The organism is Actinomadura opuntiae (assembly GCF_030283205.1).
Taxonomy (GTDB): domain Bacteria; phylum Actinomycetota; class Actinomycetes; order Streptosporangiales; family Streptosporangiaceae; genus Spirillospora.
Window position 1 is genome coordinate 458,768 of the sequence record NZ_JASNWF010000006.1, and the last position, 22,366, is coordinate 481,133.

General features: G+C 73.1%; 20 protein-coding genes. 10 read left to right on the forward strand and 10 right to left on the reverse strand.

Translation table 11 applies throughout. From position 1 onward, the window contains the following. The first annotated feature begins 82 nt into the window (after positions 1 to 82). Both phoH2 and QP089_RS15875 read left to right on the forward strand, forming a co-directional pair. A complete protein-coding gene (gene phoH2 / locus QP089_RS15870; RefSeq protein ID WP_285912403.1) occupies positions 83 to 1,411 on the forward strand; it encodes an RNA 5'-3' helicase PhoH2 in 1,329 nt (442 codons plus the stop codon). 455 nt (positions 1,412 to 1,866) lie between these two features. Then, positions 1,867 to 3,003, forward strand: coding sequence for an aggregation-promoting factor C-terminal-like domain-containing protein (locus QP089_RS15875; protein ID WP_285912358.1), 1,137 nt, complete (start codon positions 1,867 to 1,869; stop codon positions 3,001 to 3,003). Between the two features lie 150 nt (positions 3,004 to 3,153). Here the strand turns inward: QP089_RS15875 and QP089_RS15880 are convergent, their stop codons facing one another. From QP089_RS15880 to QP089_RS15895, 4 genes are all read right to left on the reverse strand, one after another. After that, the gene (locus tag QP089_RS15880; protein ID WP_285912359.1) at positions 3,154 to 4,554 is read right to left on the reverse strand and encodes a class II fumarate hydratase; all 1,401 of its coding nucleotides are present in this window, start codon (positions 4,552 to 4,554) and stop codon (positions 3,154 to 3,156) included. A 114-nt stretch (positions 4,555 to 4,668) separates the two neighbouring features. Further along, a complete protein-coding gene (locus QP089_RS15885) occupies positions 4,669 to 5,943 on the reverse strand; it encodes a serine/threonine-protein kinase (protein ID WP_285912360.1) in 1,275 nt (424 codons plus the stop codon). A 165-nt stretch (positions 5,944 to 6,108) separates the two neighbouring features. Next, positions 6,109 to 7,749 (reverse strand): fumarate hydratase, encoded by a 1,641-nt coding sequence (locus tag QP089_RS15890; protein ID WP_285912361.1) that lies wholly within the window; start codon positions 7,747 to 7,749, stop codon positions 6,109 to 6,111. A 1-nt stretch (position 7,750) separates the two neighbouring features. Continuing rightward, positions 7,751 to 8,680, reverse strand: coding sequence for a DMT family transporter (locus QP089_RS15895; protein WP_285912362.1), 930 nt, complete (start codon positions 8,678 to 8,680; stop codon positions 7,751 to 7,753). A 113-nt stretch (positions 8,681 to 8,793) separates the two neighbouring features. On the opposite strand from QP089_RS15895, the gene pdxR reads away from it, so the two are divergent. Beyond that, positions 8,794 to 10,227 (forward strand): MocR-like pyridoxine biosynthesis transcription factor PdxR, encoded by a 1,434-nt coding sequence (pdxR, locus tag QP089_RS15900; protein ID WP_285912363.1) that lies wholly within the window; start codon positions 8,794 to 8,796, stop codon positions 10,225 to 10,227. Positions 10,228 to 10,256: 29 nt separating this feature from the next. Beyond that, positions 10,257 to 10,490 carry a hypothetical protein gene (locus QP089_RS15905; RefSeq protein ID WP_285912364.1) on the forward strand — a complete coding sequence of 78 codons (234 nt, stop codon included), beginning with the start codon at positions 10,257 to 10,259 and terminating at the stop codon, positions 10,488 to 10,490. A gap of 241 nt (positions 10,491 to 10,731) precedes the next feature. Here the strand turns inward: QP089_RS15905 and QP089_RS15910 are convergent, their stop codons facing one another. The 3 genes from QP089_RS15910 to QP089_RS15920 form a co-directional block, all read right to left on the reverse strand. Continuing rightward, positions 10,732 to 11,961 carry an MFS transporter gene (locus QP089_RS15910; protein ID WP_285912365.1) on the reverse strand — a complete coding sequence of 410 codons (1,230 nt, stop codon included), beginning with the start codon at positions 11,959 to 11,961 and terminating at the stop codon, positions 10,732 to 10,734. A 94-nt stretch (positions 11,962 to 12,055) separates the two neighbouring features. Further along, positions 12,056 to 12,853 (reverse strand): ABC transporter permease, encoded by a 798-nt coding sequence (locus tag QP089_RS15915; protein WP_285912366.1) that lies wholly within the window; start codon positions 12,851 to 12,853, stop codon positions 12,056 to 12,058. After that, a complete protein-coding gene (locus QP089_RS15920; RefSeq protein WP_285912367.1) occupies positions 12,850 to 13,803 on the reverse strand; it encodes an ABC transporter ATP-binding protein in 954 nt (317 codons plus the stop codon). The genes QP089_RS15915 and QP089_RS15920 overlap by 4 nt, the downstream gene beginning before the upstream one ends. Positions 13,804 to 13,887: 84 nt before the next feature. Between QP089_RS15920 and QP089_RS15925 the strand changes: the two genes are divergently transcribed. Continuing rightward, positions 13,888 to 14,487, forward strand: coding sequence for a DUF1707 SHOCT-like domain-containing protein (locus QP089_RS15925; RefSeq protein WP_285912368.1), 600 nt, complete (start codon positions 13,888 to 13,890; stop codon positions 14,485 to 14,487). A gap of 37 nt (positions 14,488 to 14,524) precedes the next feature. Here QP089_RS15925 and glpX read toward each other — a convergent pair whose 3' ends face one another. Then, positions 14,525 to 15,559, reverse strand: coding sequence for a class II fructose-bisphosphatase (gene glpX / locus QP089_RS15930; protein WP_285912369.1), 1,035 nt, complete (start codon positions 15,557 to 15,559; stop codon positions 14,525 to 14,527). Positions 15,560 to 15,740: 181 nt separating this feature from the next. Between glpX and QP089_RS15935 the strand changes: the two genes are divergently transcribed. Next, the gene (locus QP089_RS15935; protein ID WP_285912370.1) at positions 15,741 to 16,406 is read left to right on the forward strand and encodes a TetR/AcrR family transcriptional regulator; all 666 of its coding nucleotides are present in this window, start codon (positions 15,741 to 15,743) and stop codon (positions 16,404 to 16,406) included. A gap of 20 nt (positions 16,407 to 16,426) precedes the next feature. Further along, the gene (locus tag QP089_RS15940) at positions 16,427 to 17,260 is read left to right on the forward strand and encodes a DUF4245 domain-containing protein (protein ID WP_285912371.1); all 834 of its coding nucleotides are present in this window, start codon (positions 16,427 to 16,429) and stop codon (positions 17,258 to 17,260) included. Between the two features lie 42 nt (positions 17,261 to 17,302). Here the strand turns inward: QP089_RS15940 and QP089_RS15945 are convergent, their stop codons facing one another. After that, entirely contained in the window at positions 17,303 to 17,539 is a 237-nt protein-coding gene (locus QP089_RS15945; protein WP_285912372.1) for an exodeoxyribonuclease VII small subunit, read from the reverse strand. 10 nt (positions 17,540 to 17,549) lie between these two features. Further along, positions 17,550 to 18,764, reverse strand: a complete 1,215-nt coding sequence (xseA, locus tag QP089_RS15950; RefSeq protein WP_285912373.1) for an exodeoxyribonuclease VII large subunit — start codon at positions 18,762 to 18,764, stop codon at positions 17,550 to 17,552. A gap of 118 nt (positions 18,765 to 18,882) precedes the next feature. Here xseA and QP089_RS15955 point away from each other — a divergent pair, with 118 nt between their 5' ends. From QP089_RS15955 to QP089_RS15965, 3 genes are all read left to right on the forward strand, one after another. After that, positions 18,883 to 19,308 carry a MarR family winged helix-turn-helix transcriptional regulator gene (locus QP089_RS15955; RefSeq protein WP_353070590.1) on the forward strand — a complete coding sequence of 142 codons (426 nt, stop codon included), beginning with the start codon at positions 18,883 to 18,885 and terminating at the stop codon, positions 19,306 to 19,308. A gap of 204 nt (positions 19,309 to 19,512) precedes the next feature. Then, positions 19,513 to 20,688: an MFS transporter gene (locus tag QP089_RS15960; RefSeq protein WP_285912374.1), complete on the forward strand. Its 1,176-nt coding sequence runs from the start codon at positions 19,513 to 19,515 to the stop codon at positions 20,686 to 20,688. A 347-nt stretch (positions 20,689 to 21,035) separates the two neighbouring features. Then, positions 21,036 to 22,256 (forward strand): cytochrome P450 family protein, encoded by a 1,221-nt coding sequence (locus tag QP089_RS15965; protein WP_285912375.1) that lies wholly within the window; start codon positions 21,036 to 21,038, stop codon positions 22,254 to 22,256. The last annotated feature ends 110 nt before the right edge of the window (positions 22,257 to 22,366 follow it).

Consider the following 22,366-nt stretch of genomic DNA (forward strand, 5'->3'; position numbering starts at 1 on the left):
CGGACTGTCGCGCCACCGGTACATCCCCCATGAACAGGGAGATCGAGTGGCCACAACCTCCCCGCGCCGTCCCGACTCCGGGATCCCCGCCGGAACGCCCGTTCCGGTCCGGCGCACGTACGTCCTCGACACCAGTGTCCTGCTCGCCGACCCGGGGGCGATGACCCGGTTCGCCGAGCACGAGGTCGTGCTCCCCATCGTCGTCATCTCCGAGCTCGAGGCCAAGCGTCACCACCCGGAGCTCGGCTACTTCGCCCGGCAGGCGCTGCGCACCCTGGACGACCTGCGGCTGGAGCACGGCCGGCTGGACGAGGCCGTCTCGGTGCAGGGCCCGAACGGGGACCAGGGCGGGACGCTGCGCGTCGAGCTGAACCACTCCGACGCCAGCGTGCTGCCGGACGGCTTCCGGCTCGGCGACAACGACACCCGCATCCTGTCGGTGGCCGCGTGGCTGTCCCGCGAGGGACGCGACGTGGTGCTGGTCTCCAAGGACCTGCCGATGCGGGTGAAGGCGTCCGCGGTCGGGCTCACCGCCGAGGAGTACCGGGCGGAGCTCGCCGTCGTGGAGTCCGGCTGGACCGGGATGCGCGAGCTGGAGGTGCCGTCCGCCGCCCTGGAGGAGCTGTACGAGTCGGGCGGCGCCGACCTGGAGGAGGCGCGGGACCTGCCCTGCCACACGGGCCTGCGGCTGCTGTCGGAGCGCGGCTCGGCGCTCGGCCGGACGCTGCCCGACAAGTCGGTGAAGCTGGTGCGCGGCGACCGGGAGGCGTTCGGGCTGCGCGGCCGGTCCGCCGAGCAGCGCATCGCCCTCGACCTGCTGATGGACGAGGACGTCGGGATCGTCTCGCTCGGCGGCCGGGCCGGCACGGGCAAGTCGGCGCTGGCGCTGTGCGCGGGCCTGGAGGCTGTGATGGAGCGGCGGCGGCACCGCAAGGTCGTGGTCTTCCGCCCGCTGTACGCGGTCGGCGGGCAGGAGCTCGGCTACCTGCCCGGCTCGGAGAACGACAAGATGTCGCCGTGGGCGCAGGCCGTCTACGACACGCTGTCGGCGGTGACCACCCCGGAGGTCATCGAGGAGGTGGTGGACCGTGACATGTTGGAGGTCCTGCCGCTCACCCACATCCGGGGCCGCTCCCTGCACGACTCGTTCGTGATCGTGGACGAGGCGCAGTCGCTGGAGCGCGGCGTGCTGCTGACCGTGCTGTCGCGGATCGGCGCGGGCTCGCGGGTGGTGCTGACGCACGACGTGGCGCAGCGCGACAACCTGCGGGTCGGCCGGCACGACGGGGTCGCGGCCGTGGTGGAGAAGCTGAAGGGCCACCCGCTGTTCGCGCACGTGACGCTGACGCGGTCGGAGCGGTCGCCGATCGCGGCGCTGGTGACCGACATGCTCGGCGACGTCGGGGTCTGACGGCCCGGAACGGAAACCTGCCCGGCGCCCCGCCGGCCCCTCCGCGTGGACGGGAGCCGGCGGGGCGTTGGGCTGTGGACAACCCTGTGGATTGCTCTACGGATAGTGATCACTAAACGCCGTACGGTGGAGTTGTGATGAAGGTCACACCAACCTCGGCGGTGCCGCGGATCCGCAGGTCCCGGGTGTTTTCCGGGGCGCGGACGGGGAGTTGACAACCGCACCACGAGCAGCATTTGTCTCGTTTCGGTTGCGGAGCAGGGCGCGGGCTCGGGCATTGTGTCTCCTCGTAAGCACCCCCAGAACGGTGCCGTCCGCCGCGCATCCCCCTGTAAAGCGCGCGGGCGCGGACCGCTCGGGGCCCGGAGCCCTCCGCAGTCAGGACGGGCCGCCGGGCCGGGGTGGAAACAGTTCGCCCGCGTGCCCATGCGCGTGCGACCGTCGGAAGGACCGCCTTGTCCGGAGACCGTCCCGGGTCCCCTAGGCGAGACGAACGACAGAGCTTTGCCTCCGAGGAGCCGTGGTCGTACGCGGCCCCCGCCGCCGAGACCCTCCGGCACGCCGAGCCCTTCCCGCCGGCCGAGCCCTTCCCCGGCGAGCCCTTCTCCAGCGAGCCCTTCCCCGGCGTGCCCGGCCAGGCCGCCCCGTCCGGTGACGACGTCAAGGTCGCCGGAGCGCAGCACGCGGCCGCCGCGGTCCCCGCCGGCGACACCCTCGGCCTCCAGCCCGTCCCGGGCGAGTCCGCGACCGGCACCGGCGCCATGGCCTCCCTGGGCATGGGCGCCCCCGGCCTCGGCACCGAGGTCCTGGACGCGCCGGGCGAGCACCGCGACGAGGTCGCCTTCGGCGCCGGCTCCGAGCCCGGCCGCCGCTCCGCCGGCCCCCGCCGGCTCGGCGGTTCCCGCTCCTCGCGCCGCTCCTCCGGCCCGAAGCCCGGCGGCGGCCGCAACGGCCTGAAGATCGCCGCGGTGGTCGCGGGCGCGCTGGTCGTGGTCGGCGGCGGTGGCGCCGCGTTCGCGATGTCCGGCGGGTCCGGCGACGACGGCGCGAAGACCGTCCAGCCGAAGCTGGCCGACGCCGCCGCCGCGCCCAAGGTCGACCCGATGGTCATGGAGCAGATGCGCCGCAAGGAGGCCTACGAGCGCGCCTCCCGCGCGACCCGCGAGGACCCGGCCAACGGACTGAAGCTGCGCGCCAAGGGCCACCCGATCCCCAAGCCGACCCCGACGAAGTCCAAGGACTCCGGCTCCGGCAGCGGGAGCGGCGCCCCCTCCGGCGACCCGGTGCCCGCGGGCGAGGCGCAGGCGATCGCCAAGCGGCTCCTGCCGAGCTACGGGATGGGCGGCTCCGGCCAGTTCGGCTGCCTGGTGAACCTGTGGAACAAGGAAAGCCACTGGAACACCCACGCGGCCAACCCCTCGGGCGCGTACGGGATCCCGCAAGCGCTGCCCGGTTCCAAGATGGCGAGCGCCGGGCCCGACTGGCAGAACAACGCCACGACCCAGATCAAGTGGGGCCTCGGCTACATCAAGGACCGCTACAGCACCCCCTGCGGCGCGTGGGCCCACTCGGAGTCCAGTGGCTGGTACTAAGCAGACGGCATGAAAGAGGGGCGGACCGCCAGGTCCGCCCCTTTCTTTTCCGTTCGAGCGCCCTGAGCGCCGCCACAGCGGCCTCTGCGCGCCGAACCCCGGCCCCGTTGCGCGCGGACCGAGGGAGGCGCTCCAGAGGGCGCTGAACGCTCAGGTGCGGGACGCGTTGGTCATGCCGAGGACGTCCAGCGCCGCGTCCAGCTGCTCCTCGGTGAGCTTCCCATCGGCGACATGGCCGCGCTCGATCACGACCTCCCGGATCGTCTTGCGCTCCGCAAGGGCCTGCTTGGCGACCTTCGCGGCCTCCTCGTAGCCGATGTAGCGGTTCAGCGGCGTCACGATGGACGGCGACGACTCGGCGTACTCGCGCAGCCGGTCGACGTCGGCCTCGATGCCGTCCACGCAGCGGTCGGCGAGCAGCCGGGACGCGTTCGCCAGCAGGGTGATCGACTCCAGCACGTTGCGGGCCAGCATCGGCAGCATCACGTTCAGCTCGAAGCTGCCCGCCGCGCCGCCGAACGCGATCGCCGCGTCGTTCCCGATGACCTGCGCCGCCACCTGCGTCACCGCCTCGGGGATCACCGGGTTCACCTTCCCCGGCATGATCGACGAGCCGGGCTGCAGGTCCGGCAGCCGGATCTCGGCCAGGCCGGCGCGCGGCCCCGAGCCCATCCAGCGCAGATCGTTGGCGATCTTGTTGAGGCTCACCGCGACCGTGCGCAGCGCGCCGCTGGCCTCGACGAGGCCGTCCCGCGCGCCCTGCGCCTCGAAGTGGTCGCGCGCCTCGGTCAGCGGCAGCCCGGTGGCCCGCGCTATCTCCGCGATGACGCGCGCGGCGAACCCCTCCGGCGTGTTGATCCCGGTGCCGACCGCAGTGCCGCCGAGCGGCAGCTCCGCCAGCCGCGGCAGCACGGCCTCCAGCCGCTCCACGCCGTGCCCGACCTGCGCGGCGTACCCGCCGAACTCCTGCCCGAGCGTGACCGGCGTCGCGTCCATCAGGTGCGTGCGGCCCGACTTCACCACGGTGGCGAACTCGCCGGCCTTGCGGGCCAGCGCGCCGTGCAGGTGGCGCAGCGCGGGGATCAGCTCGTGCACGACCGCGCCGGTCGCCGCGATGTGGATGGACGACGGGAACACGTCGTTGGACGACTGGGAGGCGTTCACATGGTCGTTGGGGTGGACGGGCTTGCCGAGCCGCTCCTGCGCCAGCGTCGCGACGACCTCGTTGGCGTTCATGTTCGACGACGTCCCGGACCCCGTCTGGAACACGTCGATCGGGAACTGGTCGTTCCACCTGCCGTCCGCGACCTCGCGGGCGGCCTCGGCGATCGCCTCCGCCAATTCCTTGTCGAGCACGCCCAGCTCGGCGTTGACCGCGGCGGCGGCGGCCTTGATCTGGCCGAGGGCGGCGATGTGGGCCGGCTCCAGGCCCCGTCCCGAGATCGGGAAGTTCTCGACCGCCCGCTGCGTCTGCGCCCGCCACTTCGCCGACGCCGGCACCCGGACCTCGCCCATGGAGTCGTGCTCGACCCGGAATTCCTGCTCGGTCATGAAGACACCTCCCGACGGGGACGTCCCCAGGGACTCCCCGCGCAATCGTCACCGCCGTCCTTTATGGCAGCGGCACGGGAGGGCCGTGAATTCCCGCACGGGAGGGCCCCGCGATCAGCCTCCGGCGCCCTTCGTCAGCGTGTAGCTGACGCGCTCGCCGGGCTTGCCGAGCGGCTTCTGCCGGCCGTTCACCCACACCTCGCAGGCGGACGCGTCGTAGATCACCGCGTTGATGCGGGACTCGCCGTACTGGCGCGCCTCGCCCTGGGGGAGCACGCCGTCGGTGAGCACCTTCATCGCGGTGCCGGGCACCGACACGAAGATCCTGCAGGAGCCGGTGCGGGCCCGCACGACCAGCGTGCTGTGGCCGACGCCCGGCGGCGGTGACGCCTGCACCTGCCCGCCGGGAGAGGTCGACGCGTGAGCGGTGGGGGACGGCCCCGGGCTCTCCCGCATCATCCCGACGATCAGCGCGGTCGCGCCGATCCCGCAGGACGCCACGGTCGCGCCGATCAGCGCGATCACCGCCATCAGCCGGTAGCGGGGCGTCGCCTGGCGGCGGCCGGCCCGCGGGCCGGCCATGGCCCGCTCCAGCCGGTCGACCGCGCGGGCGTGGCTGAGCCGGCGGGTCGGGTTCTTCTCCAGCAGCCCGGTGATCACCGGGGCGAGCGCGCCGGCGTTTTGCGGCGCCGGCGTCGACTCGTTCGCCAGCGCCGACAGCGTCGCCATCACGTTCTCGCGCTCGAACGGCGGGTGCCCCTCCAGCGCGGCGTACAGCGTCGCGCCGAGCGACCACAGGTCCGAGCGCGGGGTGGCCTTCTCGCCGGCGGCGACCTCGGGCGCGACGTAGGCGGGGGAGCCCATGAAGTGCCCGGTCTTGGTCAGGCTCGCCGACCCGGACGAGAACGCCAGCCCGAAGTCGGTGAGCACGACCCGGTCGCCGTCCAGCAGCACGTTGCTCGGCTTGAGGTCGCGGTGCACGATGCCGGCCTTGTGCGCGGTGTTGAGGGCGTCCAGCAGCCGCCGCCCGATGTGCGCGACGCGCTCGGGCGGCAGCGGGCCGTCGCGCTCGATGAGCTGCTCGAGGTTGGGCGCCTCGATCAGCTCCATCACGATCCACGGCCGCCCCTGCTCGGTGACGACGTCGTAGACCTCGACGATCGAGTGGGTGCGCAGCTGCGCGGGCGCGCGCGCCTCGCGCAGGGTACGGCGGAAGAAGACCACCCGGTCGTCCTGGGAAAGGTCCTCGGGGAGCCGCAGCTCCTTGATCGCCACCGCGCGATCGAGGAGCTCGTCATGGCCCCGCCAGACGGTGCCGTTGGCGCCCTGACCTATTTCCGAGACCAGCCGGTAGCGCGTCGCTAGCACGAGGCGCTCTGACTGAGACATGGCGGAAAAGATACCGGAGTGGCCGCGCGGTCACCGGGGAGACGTCGGCACCGAGTTGGATTTAGGGCCAATATGTGACCTGTCGCCCAGAAGCGCCCCCGGAACGGGCCGCGGAGACACCGATTCCGGGGCGCCGCGCGCCGTCGTGGGACCCCCGGCCGCGCCCTAGCGGCGGCCGATGGTGAGGACCGGGCCGGTGGTGTCGGCGAAGAAGTCGCCGCCCTTGTCGTCCACCACGATGAAGGCCGGGAAGTCCTCGACCTCGATCTTCCAGACGGCCTCCATGCCGAGCTCCGGGTACTCCAGGACCTCGACCTTCTTGATGCAGTCCTGGGCGAGCCGCGCCGCCGGGCCGCCGATCGAGCCGAGGTAGAACCCGCCGTGCTCCTTGCAGGCGTCGGTGACCTGCTTGGACCGGTTGCCCTTGGCCAGCATCACCAGGGAGCCGCCCGCCGCCTGGAACTGCTCGACGTAGGAGTCCATGCGGCCGGCCGTCGTCGGGCCGAACGACCCGGACGCGTAGCCCTCGGGCGTCTTGGCCGGGCCCGCGTAGTAGACGGCGTGGTCGCGCAGGTACCGCGGCATCGGCTCGCCCGCGTCCAGCCGCTCCTTGATCTTGGCGTGCGCGATGTCGCGCGCCACGACCAGCGGGCCGGTCAGCGACAGCCGGGTCTTGACCGGGTACTTGGTCAGCTCGGCGCGGATCTCGTCCATCGGGCGGTTGAGGTCGATCTTCACGACCGTGTCGTCGAGGTGCTCGTCGGTGGTGTCGGGCAGGTACTGCGCCGGGTCGGTCTCCAGCCGCTCCAGGAACACGCCCTCCGCGGTGATCTTGGCGAGGGCCTGCCGGTCCGCGCTGCACGACACCGCGATCGCCACCGGGCAGGAGGCGCCGTGCCGCGGCAGCCGGATCACCCGCACGTCGTGGCAGAAGTACTTGCCGCCGAACTGCGCGCCGATGCCGAGCTTCTGCGTCAGCTCGAACACCTGCAGCTCCAGCTCCAGGTCGCGGAAGCCGTTGCCGAGCGGCGAGCCCTCCGTCGGCATCGTGTCCAGGTAGTGCGCCGAGGCGTACTTGGCGGTCTTCAGCGCGTACTCCGCGGACGTCCCGCCCACGACGATCGCCAGGTGGTACGGCGGGCACGCGGCGGTGCCCAGCGAGCGGATCTTCTCCTCCAGGAAGGACATCATCCGCTTGGGGTTCAGGACGGCCTTGGTCTCCTGGTACAGGAACGACTTGTTCGCGCTGCCGCCGCCCTTGGCCATGAACAGGAACTTGTAGGCGTCGCCCGGCGCCGCGTACAGCTCGACCTGCGCGGGCAGGTTGCTGCCGGTGTTCTTCTCGTCCCACATCGACAGCGGCGCCATCTGCGAGTAGCGCAGGTTCAGCTTCGTGTACGCGTCGTACACGCCGCGCGAGATGTGCTCCTCGTCCCGGCCGTCGGTCAGGACGTGCTGGCCCCGCTTGCCCATGACGATCGCGGTGCCGGTGTCCTGGCACATCGGCAGCACGCCCCCGGACGCGATGCCCGCGTTCTTCAGCAGGTCCAGCGCCACGAACCGGTCGTTGGGGGAGGCCTCCGGGTCGTCGAGGATCCGGCGCAGCTGCGCCAGGTGCGCGGGCCGCAGCAGGTGCGCGACGTCGCGCATCGCGGTCTCGGTGAGCAGCCGGAGTGCCTCCGGCTCGACCTGCAGGAACGTGCGCCCGTTCGCCTCGAAAGTGGAGACCCCGTCGGAGGTCAGGAGGCGGTAGTCGGTCTCGTCCGGGCCGAGGGGCAGCAGGTCGGTGTAGGAGAACTCAGGCATCTCAGGCAGATCCTCGCGCGATTCCGATGGGGGCCGCCTCACAGGGTACGACCCGGCGCCGCAGCCCGAGGACGACCCCCGCCGCCACCAGCACCGCCCCGGCGATGTCGGCCGGGCCCGGCCGGCCGAGCCCGAGCACCACCGTCGTGACCACCGCGCTGACCGGGATCATCCCGGCGAACAGCCCCGCCCGGTCGGCGCCGAGCCGGCCGAGCGCCCCGTACCAGAGCAGGAACGCGACCACGGTGACGACCACCGACAGGTACGCCAGCCCGGCGAACTCGGCGCGGGTCGGCGCCCGCAGCACCGACGACCCCTCGGTGACCAGGCCGATCACCAGCAGCATCGGCGCGGCCAGCACGGCGGAGTACGCCGACACCCGCACCGGGCCGAGCGCGGGCAGCAGCGGGACGGCCAGCAGCGAGAAGCACATCTCCCCGCCGAGCGCGCCCAGCGACAGCAGCAGCCCCCGCAGGCTGCCGCCGCCGAACCCGCTGGCCAGCGCGGCGCCCGCCGCCACGACGCACGCCGACGCGATCAGCGCCGGCGCCGGACGGCGGCCCTCCATCAGCGGCCCGGCGATCGCCAGCGCGACCGGCACGGCGCCGATCACCGTCCCGATCGTGGCGGGGCTGGTGTCGCGGGTCGCCGCGACGATGCAGACGTTGAACGCGACCAGCCCCGTTCCCGCGAGCGCCGCCAGCAGCGCCCACTCCCGCGCCGTCGGACGCCGCGCCGGGCCGCCCCGGAGCCGCGCGACGCCCAGCAGGATCAGCGCGGCCACCGCGTACCGGACGGCCTGGCCGCCGAAGACCGGGTAGTGCGAGATCGTCGCCGACACCGCGGTCAGCGTGCCGACGAGGAACATCGCGGCGCCGGCGGCGGCGGTGCCGCGCCCGCCGGCGCCGGGCGGAAGCGAGGGAAGGTTCATGTCCGGAACGCTAGAAGCCCCCTGGACCGCGAAACAGAGCCAATGGCCTCGCTGGATCTTGGTCCATTCATTGGCAAGTGACGGATGAACGCCCGGTTGACGCTGAGAGTCATGTGACCGACCTCCATCTCCCACTGGACCGCGGCGCGGGCCGGCTCGCCGCGCAGATCGCGGCGGGCTTCCGCGCGGCGGTGCGGAGCGGCCGGCTGACCGCCGGCACCCGGCTCCCGTCCAGCCGCGACCTCGCCCGCGACCTCCAGGTCTCCCGCGGCGTCGTCGTGGCCGCCTACGAGCAGCTGACCGCCGAGGGCTTTTTCATCGCCCGGCGCGGCGACGGCACCCGGATCGCCCCGCTCGCCCGTCCCGACGACACCGCGCCCGAACCCCCGGCCGCCGACCCGGCCCCCGCCGCGCTGCCGTCGTGCGACATCCCGCCCGACCCGGGCGTGCCCTACGACCTGTGGCCGTCCCAGCCCGACCTGTCCGCCTTCCCCCGGGAGCGGTGGATCGCCGCCACCCGCGCCGCGCTGCGCACCCTGCCCAGCGAGGAGCTGACCTACCCCGACCCCGGCGGCGTCCGGCCGCTGCGCACCGAGCTCGCCGGCTACCTCGGCCGGGTCCGCGCCGCCGTCGCCGAACCCGGCCGCGTCGTGATCATGAACGGGGTGGCGCACGGGCTGTCCGCGCTGGTCCGGCTGCTGCTCGCCGACGGCCACCGCGTCCTCGCCGTCGAGGACCCCACCAGCGTCCGGCAGGTGCCGATGCTGGAGGCGGCCGGCATCCGGCTGGCCCCCGTCCCGGTGGACCGCGACGGCCTGGACGTGGCCGCGCTCGCCCGCACCGGTGCCCGCGCCGTCCTCGTCACGCCCGCGCACCAGTACCCGACCGGCGTCGTGCTCTCCCCGGCCCGCCGCGCCGAACTGATCGCCTGGGCGCGGGACGTCGACGGCCTGATCCTCGAGGACGACTACGACGCCGAGTTCCGCTACGACCGCGAGCCCGTCGGCTGCCTCCAGGGCGTCGACCCCGACCGCGTGGTGCTGCTCGGCTCGGTCAGCAAGTCCCTCGCGCCCGCGCTGCGCCTCGGCTGGGCCGTCGCGCCGCCGGCCCTCGCGACGCGGCTGCGCGAGCACCGCGGGCACACCGACCTCGGCGCGCCCGTCATCGAGCAGTACGCGCTCGCCGAATTCCTCCGGAGCGGCGGTTACGACCGGCATCTGCGCACCATGCGCCGCCGTTACCGGGCCCGCCGCGACGCCCTCGCCGAGGCGCTGGCCGCATTTCTTCCCCGCGCCGCGGTTCGCGGCGTCTCAGCGGGCATCCACCTCTACGTGGAACTTCCGTCCGGATGCGACGAGGACGCCGTGCTGGCCCGCGCGGCGGCGTCCGGGGTGTCGGCCGCCGGCGCCCGCGAGATGTGGTCGCCGGGCCGGGCCGCCGACGCGCCCCCCGCCCTCGTCCTGGGATATGCCCGCCTTGCCGAAAATCACCTGGTCAAGGCGGCGGAGCTGCTCGGCAAAGCGGTTACCGAGGGGACGGAAGGGTAGGACCAACATCCCCGGTGTAGGAGGTATGGATGAGTCTGGAAGAGGCCGCGCGGCAGCTGAAGATGGCCGGTCACGACGCGCAGGTGGCCTTCGACTGCGTGGGCCTGGGCAACATTGAGCGCGCCCAGGAGCACGCCGTCACCCTGCGCGCCGCCGCCGACGCCGCCGAGGTGGCGTTGAGCCAGGCGCTCAAGGACATGACACCGGAAGAGGCCCAAGCCGAAGGCGAACGCGCCGTAACGGCCCTGGAAGAACCCGTATAACCCCGCCCCCGACGACCTGAGCCTCGACCGCACGCGGGCAAACACCCGACGGTCCCGGTTCGAGCCATGCCCCGAGGCGTGGACCTCGGTCACCGCCACGGGCAGGCACGCGGAGCGAGCGCCAGCGAGCGCAGCGGGCGTGCCCGCCGACGGTGGAGGCGTTTCGCGCGGAGCGCCAGCGGAGCGCGAAACGCCTCCACCGTCGTGACGGGGGTTCCAGGGGGTCGCCCCCCGGGGAAGATCAAGCCATCGGGCGTTCCATGGCGGGGGCGTTGGGGTCGGCGCCTTCGACCGGCTGAGGGGCGAAGCCCTTGGCGGTGACGAAGACGACCAGGATCAGCACGGTCGGGACGATGAACGCCAGGCGCAGGCCGTGGGTGTGGCTGACCGGCGCGATCGCGCCGACGACGGCGGCGCCGAGCACGAAGCCGACGTAGTTGAAGATGTTCACCCGGGCCACGGCGACGCCGAGGCCGGTCGGGTCGACGCGTCCGGCGGCGGAGAACGACACCGGCGCGATCACGCTGAGGCCGAGCCCGGCGAGCGCGAACGCCGCGATCGCGACGGCCGCGTTCGGCGCCGCCACCACGCCCGCCATGCCGACGATGCCGACCAGCCCGCCGATCCGCACCACCTGGACGGCGCCGGAGCGGCGGACGGCGAGGTCGGCGACCGCGCGGCTGGCCACCATGGTGATCTGGTAGGCGACGTAGCCGAGCGGCGCGACCCAGTCGCTCGCCGAAAGCTCGTCGTCCAGGTACTTGGCGCCGTAGCTGGAGATCGCCGAGTCGGCCAGGTAGGCGACGGCCATCGCGGCGCCGACGACCAGGATCGGCCGCCACGGGACGCTGCGCCCGGCGGCCTTCAGCTCCTCGGCGGTCGGCCCGTCGCCCTCCTCGTCGCGCCGGTACAGCCGCGGCCCGGTGGCGAGGGAGCCCGCGATGCCGACGGCGGCGGCGATGCCGAAGCCGGTGAGGAGCGAGAGGTCCAGCTTGTTGCTCGCCGACGCCCACAGGCCGCCGAGGATGCCGGCGACGCTCCACACCGCGTAGAAGCCGGTGATCAGGCTCATCCCGTACCGGCGCTCGACCGCGATGGCCTGCGCGTTCATCGAGGCGTCCACGGCGCCGACGAACAGGCCGAACAGCGCGACGGCCCCGTACAGGGCGATGTCGTTGTCGCCGGTGGCGCCGATCAGCACGATGGTGACGGCGACGGCGGGCTGCGCGACCCGCAGGACGGGGCCGCTGCCGAACCGCTTGAACAGCGCGCCCGACACGACGCTGCCGACGCCGGCGATCAGCGGCACCATCAGCAGGACCAGGGAGAGCGTCCCGTCGCTGAGGTGGTGGGTCTTCTGCATCTTCGGGACCTGCGTCACCAGCGAGGCGAAGCACAGTCCCTGGACGGCGAAAGCGGCATAGGCGGAGATCCGCGCGCGGCGGTCCCGCTCGGTGATGCGCTCGCTCATGCGGCCCGACCTCTCTGGCGGCGAACGTGAAGAAGATTCGCGTCAGCGTAGAGACAGGGGACGCGCCAGGTCAATGACCTGCCGGCCGCCGGGTTCAGTCGATCAGCCGCCTGCGCATGCCCCGGACGGCCAGTATCCACATCAGCCCCGCGAACAGCACCAGCGCCCCCAGATGCCCGAGGTCGGCGAGCGGCCGCAGCCCGAACACCGCGTCCCGCACCAGCTGCACGCAGTGGTACAGCGGGTTGAGCCGCGCCGCGTACCGCGCCCAGCCCGGCAGCGCGTCGATCGGGAAGAACGTACCGGCCACCAGGAACAGCGGCGTCACCACGCCGGTGATCACGTAGTCGAACGAGTTGATCGACGGCACCACCGACGACGTCCACATCCCGAACAGCCCGAACCCGAGCGCCAGGAAGAACACCATGAACGGCACCAGCAGCATCCCGAACGACGGGTCCAGCCCGAAGAACAGCGCCACCACGATCGGCGTGCACGAGTACACCGACGACTTCGCCGCGATCCACAGCGCCTCCGCCGTCACCAGCTCGTGCACGTCCACCGGCGCCGCCAGGATCGCGTCGTAGGTGTGCTGGAAAGCCCGCCGGATGTAGGAGTTGAACATCCCCGGGAACACCGACGTGAACAGCGCCGCCGTCCCCACCACGCCGGTGGCCACGAAGTCCAGGTAGCGGTAGTGCCCCACCATCGCGACCATCGACCCGAACCCGTAGCCGAACGCCAGCAGGTAGAACGTCGGCTCCACCATCGAGGCGAACGACTGCGTCATCCAGTACCGCTTGTACAGCGCCAGCTCGTGCCGCCAGATCCCCTTCAGCGGCGCGGCCTCGAACCGCCGCAGCCGCGGCACGCGTCCCGCCTGGACGGTCATTCCACCCGCTCCCCGGTCAGCACCACGAACACGTCCTCCAGGCTCGACGCCCGCCGCACCCCGTCCGGGCCCAGCTCGTCCTCCAGCGACGGCGGGATCGTCTCGGCCTTCAGCACCGACACCGACGGGCCCGTCCGGCGGGTCGGGAGGCCCGCGCCCCGCGCGGCCCGCTCCACCTCGGTCAGCCGGTCCGGCGGCCCGTGGTGCTCCACCACCAGCTCGCCCGCGTACTCGGCGACGAGCTCCGCCGGCGCCCCGCGCGCGATCACCCTGCCGTGCGACATCAGCGCGCACGCGTCGGCCAGCCGCTCGGCCTCCTCGATGTAGTGCGTCGACATCAGCACCGTCGTCCCGCGCGAGCGCAGCCCGTCGATCAGCCCCCACAGCTCCGCCCGCACCTGCGGGTCGAGGCCCACCGTCGGCTCGTCCAGCAGCACCAGCGCCGGACGGTGCACCAGCCCCCGCGCGATCAGCAGCCGCCGCCGCATCCCGCCCGACAGGTCGTCCACCTTCGTGCCCTGCCGCCCGGTCAGGTGCGCGATCGCCAGCGCCTCGTCGACCGCCCTCGCCCGCTCGCGCCGCGGCACCCGGTACAGGTGCGCGAACACCTCCAGGTTCTCGCGCGCCGTCAGCTCCTCGTCGAGGTTGTCCTGCTGCGGGACGACCCCCATCGCCGCCCGCGCCCGCTTGGATTGCGCGGGCACCTCGAACCCCAGCACCCGGATGCTCCCCTCGTCCGGGATCGCCTGCGCGGTCAGCATCCGCATCGTCGTCGACTTGCCGGCCCCGTTCGGGCCGAGCAGGCCGAGGCAGCTCCCGGCGGGGACGTCCAGGTCCAGCCCGTCGACGGCGGTGAAGGCCCCGAAGCGCTTGACCACCCCCCGCATGCTGATCGCCGCCGCCCCGGCCTCCCCCTCCCCGGCCACGGGCCGCGCACGTTGCACCGTCATGCCGTCACCCTAGGTACCGGGGCCGACAGAACCCCACCGATTTTTCCCCCGGCCGCCCGCCGGGCGCCCGCTACCCTCGTGTAGGTGGACATCCCCCGCCGCTCCGGACAGGCCGCCCGCGTGCGCGACCTGCGCGCCTCCGACGCCGACCGGGACCGCGTCGCGGCGGTGCTCGGCGAGGCCCTCGCGGACGGCCGGCTGACCATGCAGGAGCACGCCGACCGCACCGCCCGCGTCTTCGCCGCCCGCACCCTCGGCGAGCTCACCGGACTCACCGTCGACCTCAGCCCCGAGGAGGCCCAGCCCATCCTCGTGGACGACCGGCCGGTCTCGGTCCTCTTCGGCCGCGTCCGCCGCGACGGCCGCTGGGTCGTCCCGGTCAAGCTGCCGCTGCTCGCCCTCTTCGGCACCGTCGAGCTCGACCTGCGCGAGGCCGTCCTGCAACGCCGCCACATCGTCCTGGACGCGATGGTCCTCGCCGGCCGGGTCCGCCTCCTCGTCCCCGAGGGCGTCCGCGTCGACGTGACGGGCCGCACCATCCTCAGCATCCGCGAACTGCGCACCCGCCCTGCCGCCGAGGGCCCGACCATCGAGATCGCCGGCACCCTCGTCCTCGGCTCGGTGAGGGCCAGAGCCCCCAGGCGCACGCTGCGCCAGCGCGTCAAGGGCCGCCTCCGCCGCTGACCGCGCCGGAGGCGGACCCCGGAAGCGATCTACCGACTCACACCGCGCTGTCGAAGTTGATGGCGCTGTAGGCGCGGAGCTTGCTGAGCTGGTGCTCGCTGGAGATGGTGCGGATCGTGCCGCTGCGCGAGCGCATGACCAGGGAGTGGGTGACCGCGGTGCCCTTGCTGTAGCGGACGCCGTCGACGAGCTCGCCGTCGGTGATGCCGGTCGCGGCGAAGAAGACGTCGTCGGAGGTGACCAGGTCGTCGGTGGTGAGGACGCGGCCGAGGTCGTGGCCGGCGTCGATCGCCTTCTGCCGCTCGGCGTCGTCCTGCGGCCACAGGCGGCCCTGGATGACGCCGCCGAGCGCCTTGATCGCGCAGGCCGCGATGATGCCCTCGGGGGTGCCGCCGATGCCGAGCAGCAGGTCGACGCCGGTGCCGGGACGGGACGCCATGATCGCGCCGGCGACGTCGCCGTCCAGGATGAACTTGATGCGGGCGCCCGTCTCGCGGACCTCCTTGACGATGCCCTCGTGCCGGGGGCGGTCGAGGATGCAGACGGTGACATCGTTGGTGGAGGAGCCCTTGGCGCGGGCGATGGCGCGGATGTTGTCGGCGATGGGGCGTTCGATGTCGACGACGTCGGCGGCCTCGGGACCGGTGACGAGCTTCTCCATGTAGAAGACCGCCGACGGGTCGAACATCGAGCCGCGCGGCGCCACCGACAGCACGGCGATCGCGTTGCTCATGCCGAGGGCGGTCAGCCGGGTGCCGTCCACCGGGTCGACGGCGACGTCGCACTCGGCGCCGGAGCCGTCGCCGACCTCCTCGCCGTTGTAGAGCATCGGGGCGTTGTCCTTCTCGCCCTCGCCGATCACGACCACGCCGCGCATCGACACCGTGTTGATCAGCTGGCGCATCGCGTTGACGGCGGCCCCGTCGGCGCCGTTCTTGTCCCCGCGGCCGACCCAGCGCGCCGCGGCCATGGCGGCGGCCTCGGTGACCCGGACCAGCTCCATCGCCAGGTTGCGGTCCGGCGCGGACGGCTCGGTGGTCAGCGGGGAGGAAACGGTGGTCTCTTCGGACATGGCGGGGCGGCCCCTTCGTTCGGTGGTGACTCGGATTCTCCGGGGACCGGACGGCGGGCCACAAATTGGACCAGACCAGCCCGGCGCCGCCGGGGAGTCCCGGCCCGCGCGCGGGCCGATTTGACCGTCGCGCGGGCAAGGGATCGTTTCCCCGTGGGAAGAGGGCGTAATCTCTGGGCTCATGAGCAGCGACATCGACGTCTCGTCCGACGGGACGGCCCAGGACGGGGCCGCCGGGGCCGCGCCGGCGCCCGCGCGGACCTCCGACCGGGGGGCCGCCACGCGCAGCGCCCTGCTGTCGGCCGCCCGGGACGTCTTCTGCGAGGCGGGCTTCGCGCAGGCCGCGGTGACCGACATCGTCGCCAAGGCGGGCGCCAGCGTCGGCAGCCTGTACCACCACTTCAACGGCAAGGCCGACCTGTACCTGACGCTGTTCGAGGAGTTCCAGGGCCGCCAGCAGGAGCGCACCCGCAAGGCGATCAACGCGGTGCGGGACGCGGGCGAGGGCGACCCGATGCGGCAGTTCGTCGCGGGCGCGGGCGCCTACCTGGACGGCTGCCTGCGGGAGCGGGACGTCGCGCGGCTGTTCATCTCCGGCGACGGCCCGCCCGGGTTCGACCGGGTGATGCGCCAGCGCCTGAACAAGTGGGCGCGCCGCAACGCCGCGCTCTTCCACACCGCCGACGGGGGCGTGGACGAGGCGCTGGTCGTGGTGCTGACGGGCGCGATGGCGGGCGCGGTGTCGGAGATCTCGCTGATGGACGACGAGGGCGCCGCCCGCACCCTGGCGAGCAAGATCATGAACATCGTCGGCACGATCAGGAACCCCGGTACCGAGCAGCGCTGACCGTGCGGGATCCTGGAGGGGTGACCGACAAGAGCCCCGCACCCGCTCCGGAGGCCGCCGACACCGCCTCCGGGCCCGAGCAGCCCGCCGCCGAGCAGCCCATGGGGCAGCCCGGTGAGCAGCCCGCCGAGCGGCGGCCGTCCGCCGCGCCGGAGCCGCCGCGCGACGGCGCCGCACGCGCCGAGGAGGCCGCCGCGTCGCGCGTGCAGGACGGCGAGGGCGCCGCGGCGGACGCCGGCGAGCGCGGTGTGGTCAAGGTCAGCCCGGCGGTGTACAAGCGGCTGACCACCGGGCTCGGCGGGTTCACGCTGGCGATGGGCGCGTGCCTGCTGCTCGTGCTGGCGATCTTCGTGATCACGCCGCGCGACAACAAGGAAGTGCTGCCGACCGTCGACTACTCCTCGCAGCTGTGGGCGCTGCGCAGCGACGCGCCGTTCACCGTGTACGCGCCGGAGGGGCTGCCGGCGCGCTGGCGTCCGACCAGCTCGCGGCTGCACGGCCTGGACACCGGCGGCAAGCAGCCGGTCGCGTGGCACCTCGGGTTCGTCACGCCGAAGGGCGAGTACGCGGCGCTGGAGCAGAGCAACGAGAAGGCCGCCGCCTACGTCCCGCGGATGACCAACAGCAGCAAGCCGATCGGCACGATGCAGGTCGGCGGCGAGTCGTGGGCGAAGTACCACCGCAACGACAAGAAGGCGAACTCGCTGGAGCGGCCCGGCCCCGGGGGCATGAGCATCGTGGTGACCGGCACCGCGTCCTACGAGGAGCTGGCGGTGCTGGCCGCGTCGCTGAAGCCGCAGCCCAGACAGGGCGGGGGCCCGGCGCCGTCGGCGCCGGCCACCCCGGGGTCCTGACCGGGCCCGCGGGCTCACCCCCAGGTGAGTGTTCCCTTACGGTCAGAACGGGGCCGGGGCGTCGCCGTCCTCCGGTCCCTGCATGGCGGCGGCGAGCCTCGCGCGCGCGCCCTCCAGCCACTCCTCGCAGACCTCGGCGAGCTTCTCGCCGCGCTCCCACAGGGCGAGGGACTCCTCCAGCGTCAGCCCGCCGGCCTCCAGCCGCTTGACGACGTCGGCCAGCTCGTCCCGGGCCTGCTCGTACGACGGCTTGCGCTCGGTCGCGTTCTCTTCTGCCACTCGCCCAACTCTAGGGCTCTTCGCGGGCGGAGACGGCGGCGGTGAGGCGGCCGCCGGACAGGCGGAGGTGAATGCGCTCGCCGTCCCCGACGTCCGACGGCTCGCGCACGACCGACCCGTCCTCGCGCTGGACGATCGCGTAGCCGCGGTCGAGGGTGGCGGCGGGGGAGAGGGCCAGCAGCCGGGCGCGGGTGTGCGACAGCTCGTCGCCGGCCCGGTCCAGCGCCGCCGACAGGCACCGGCGGGTCCGGTCGCGCAGGGCCAGCACCTGCTCGGACTGCCGTTCGATCTCCCGCACGGGGTCGGCGAGCGCGGGCCGCGAGCGGACCGACTTCAGCCAGTGCAGCTCGCGCTCCACCGCGCCCCCCAGGCAGCGCCGGCCCCGGTCGCGCAGCTGCCGGACGAGCTGGAGCTGCTCGCGCACGTCCGGGACGGCCTTCTTCGCCGCGTCGGTCGGGGTGGAGGCGCGGACGTCGGCGACGAGGTCGAGGATCGGGCTGTCCTGCTCGTGCCCGATCGCGCTGACGACCGGGGTGCGGGCGGCGGCGACCGCGCGGACCAGCGCCTCGTCGGAGAACGGCAGCAGGTCCTCCATGGCGCCGCCGCCGCGCGCGATGACGATGACCTCGATCTCGGGATCGGCGTCGAGCTTGCGCAGCGCCTCCATGACCTCGCCGACGGCGTAGGAGCCCTGGACGGCGGTGTTCTCCACCCGGAACGCCACGGCGGGCCAGCGGCGCCGCGCGTTCTGCAGGACGTCGTGCTCGGCGTCGGAGTCGCGGCCGCAGATCAGGCCGACCTTGCCGGGCAGGAACGGCAGCGGCCGCTTGCGCTCGGGACGGAACAGCCCCTCGGACGCGAGGACCTGCTTGAGCCGCTCCAGCCGGGCCAGCAGCTCGCCGACGCCGACCGGGCGGATCTCCAGGGCGCTGAGCGAGAACGTCCCGCGGTTGATCCAGAAGTCGGGCTTGGCGTGCACCACGACGCGGGCGCCGTCGGTGACGGCGGGCCCGGCGGCCTCGACCACCCCGCGCGGCCCGACGACCCGGACCGACATGTTCGCGACGGGGTCGCGCAGCGTCAGGTAGACCGTCCCGCCGCGGGCGTTGAGGTCGGTGATCTGGCCCTCGACCCAGATCCGGCCGAGGCGGCCGATCCAGCCGCCCACCGCCTGCAGGACGGTCCGCACCGGCACGGGGGACTCGGCCGTGGTCTCCATCGCCATGCCCGCACTCTACGGGCGCCGCGATCCCCGCGGCGTGTGACGGAGACGACAGGCCGGACGGCTTCAGTGCTTAGCCCAACTAACTTAGACTGACTAAGTAATTTCGAGGAGAGCAACCGTGACCGTTCCCGAGCGCGCGCTGGCCGAGCAGCTCAACCGCAGCCTGCGGCACATCGTGCTGATGCTGCGCCGCGCCACCGCCGACCAGGCGATCACCAGCCAGCAGCTGTCGGTGCTCGGCTCGCTCGAGCACGGGCCGCGCCGGATGACCGAGCTGGCCGCCGAGCACGGCGTCCGGCTGCCGACCATGACCGCGCAGATCAACCGGCTGGAGCGCGACGGCCTGGTGGAGCGCGGCCGGGACGGCTCGGACGCCCGCGTCGTCACCGCGGCCCTCACCGCGGCGGGACGCGAGCGGCTGGCCGCCGGGCGCGCGCAGCGGATCGGCTTCCTGGCCGAACGGTTCGCGGCGCTGACGGACGAGGAGCGCGCGGCGGTCGCCGCGGCGCTGCCCGCCCTGGACAAGCTCTTCGCCGCGTCCTGATCCCGGCGAGGCCGGGCCGGGAGGCGCGGGGCCCCTCGACACGTACGGTCCCCAAGGGAGGTCTCCATGCACGCTCGGCCCTCGCCGATAACGAATCGGTCCTCGCCGATAACGAATCGGCCCTCGTCGAGCACGGATCGGCCCTCGTCAGGCACCGATCGGCCCTCGTCGAGCACGAAGGGCGGCGGCATCCTCAGGCAGCCGATGTCGGTGTGGGCCACCGCCTTCGCCGCCGTCGTCGCCTTCATGGGCATCGGGCTCGTCGACCCCATCCTGCCCGCGATCGCCAAGAACCTGTCGGCGACGCCGAGCCAGGTGTCGCTGCTGTTCACCAGCTACTTCCTGATCACCGCGGTGGCCATGCTGGTCACCGGCTGGGTGTCCAGCCGGATCGGCGGCAAGAGGACGCTGATGATCGGGCTCACCCTCGTCGTGGTGTTCGCCGGGCTCGCCGGGACGTCCGACACCGTCGGGCAGCTCGTCGGCTTCCGGGCCGGCTGGGGCCTCGGCAACGCGCTGTTCGTCGCCACCGCGCTCGCGGTCATCGTCGGCGCGGCGTCCGGCGGCGCCGAGAAGGCCATCGTGCTCTACGAGGCCGCGCTCGGCCTCGGCATCTCGCTCGGCCCGCTCGTCGGCGCGCTACTGGGCGACATGAACTGGCGGTTCCCGTTCTTCGGCACCGCGATCCTGATGGCCGTCGGCTTCCTGCTGATCGCCACGCTGCTCAAGGCGCCGCCGAAGCCCGCGCAGAAGACCCGGCTGAGCGCGCCGATCCGCGCGCTCGGGCACGGCGGGCTGTCCACCACCGCGTTCACCGCGCTGTTCTACAACTACGCGTTCTTCACCGTCCTCGCCTACACCCCGTTCGTGCTCGGGATGAGCGCGCACGGCATCGGCCTGGTGTTCTTCGGCTGGGGCGTGATGGTCGCGCTGGCCTCGGTGTTCGGCGCGCCCGCGCTGCAGCGCCGCATTGGAACGGTCCGGGTCATGTACCTCGGGCTGGCCCTGCTGGTGCTGTTCCAGCTCGGCCTGGCCTTCCTCGAGCACGACGGGATCATCGTCTGCACGATCCTGTCCGGCATCCCGATCGGGCTGAACAACACCGCGTTCACCGAGGCCGCGATGGAGGTCTCGGACAACCCGCGGCCCGTCGCGTCCGCCGGGTACAACTTCGTCCGCTGGATGGGCGGGGCCCTCGCGCCCTACTTCGCCACCAAGCTGGCCGAGGAGGTCGACCCGCATCTGCCGTACGTCGTCGGCGCGGCCTGCTGCGCCGTCGCGATCGGCGTCCTGGTGACGCGCCGCCGCCACATGGCGCCGCTGGAGCGGGTCGACATCGACCACGCCTTCCAGGACGCTCCGGTCGCGGCCAAGGCATAGGGACCCTCTCGGCGTCCCTCGGCTCCGGCCCGGCCGCTCCGCGGGGGCGGACGGTCCGGAAAGAGAGGGCGCCGTTCAGGGCGGCGAACATTTCCACTGCCATTTCCGTCGTTCTTCCTGCGATACGGCAGGAGCGGCGAATCCGCCGACAACGGCCGGGCCGAAGGGGGCCCGGCCGGCGTCGTGGGGCAGTGCGCCGAGTTCGCGCAGGTCGTCGAGCTGGGTGGCGAATGCGAGGCAATGGTCATATTTCCTTGTTTTTCCCGAATAACTTGTCACGGGTGATCCAAGGAGATAGTGATGTACCCGTCCGTACGCACCGCCTTCCTCACCTCTCAATGGGACCGATGACAATCAGCCTGCCGTCCTTCCCCGCCGCGGACGAAGCGCCGCTCGACACCTGTATGAGGCTGCGGGATATCGCTCCCGTGGTCGAAGTGGAGTTCCCCGGCGGCGTCCCCGCCTACCTCGCGCTGACCCACGACGCCGTGCGGCAGATCCTCGCCGGCGACAACAGGACCTTCCTGCGGGAGCCGCGGCACTGGCCCGCCCTGCACGACGGGTCGATCCCCGAGGACTGGCCGCTGCGCGCCATCGTCGAGGGCGGCCACCTGTCCACCAAGGACGGCGCCGACCACCGCCGCCTGCGCGGCCTGGTCGGCAAGGCGTTCACGCCCGCGCGGGTGCAGGCGCTGGAGCCGCGCGTCCAGCGGATCGTGGACGGCCTGCTCGACGACGTCATCGCCGCGGGCGACGGCGTGGACCTGGTCCCCGCCTTCACCGAGGCGCTGCCGATGTGGGTGATCTGCGAGCTGTTCGGCGTCCCGCCCGAGGACCGGCCCCGGATGCGCAACTGGACCGCCGCGCTGCTGGCGCACACGACCCCGCCGGACGAGGCGTTCGCGACGCAGCGGGCCCTCCAGTCCTACCTGCACGGGCTGGTGGAGCGCAGGCGGGAGGCGCCCGGCGACGACCTCACCTCCAGCCTGGTCCAGGCCCGCGACGAGGGCGACAGGCTCACCACCGACGAGCTGGTCGGCGTGCTCTGGCTGATGCTCGTGGCCGGCCACGAGACCACCGTCCACATGCTCGGCCACGCGATCGTGGCGCTGGCCCAGAACCCCGGCCAGCTCGAACTCGCCAAGGCGGGCGACCGCTGGGCCGACGTGGTGGAGGAAACCCTGCGCTACCGCCACTCGGTGATGATGACGAGCTTCCGTTTCACCGCGGAGGACGTGACCGTCGCCGGGGTGCCCATTCCCAAGGGCCGGGCGGTCGGCGTCGTCTACCAGGCGAGCGGCCTCGATCCGGAGGAGTACGGCGAGGACGCGGACCGGTTCGACATCACCCGGGAGCAGAACGGGCGCCTCACCTTCGGCCACGGGCCGCGGTACTGCATCGGCGCGTCCCTGGCCCGGCTGGAGGGCCGGCTGGTGCTCGCGACGCTGTACCGGCGCCTGCCGGAGCTCACGCTGGCCGTCGATCCGGGCGACATCCCCTATTCCCCGTCGTTCTTCACGGTCGGCCCGCTCTCGCTGCCGGTCACCTTGGGCGCCGTCCGGTCCTGACCCGTCACCGCGGCCCGCGCGGTTCGTCCGCCGGGCCGGACGACCGGCATGCACGGCCGGCGCGCCCCGTCTCGGGTGCGCCGGCCGCCGCGTCCGATATCTAGCAGTTC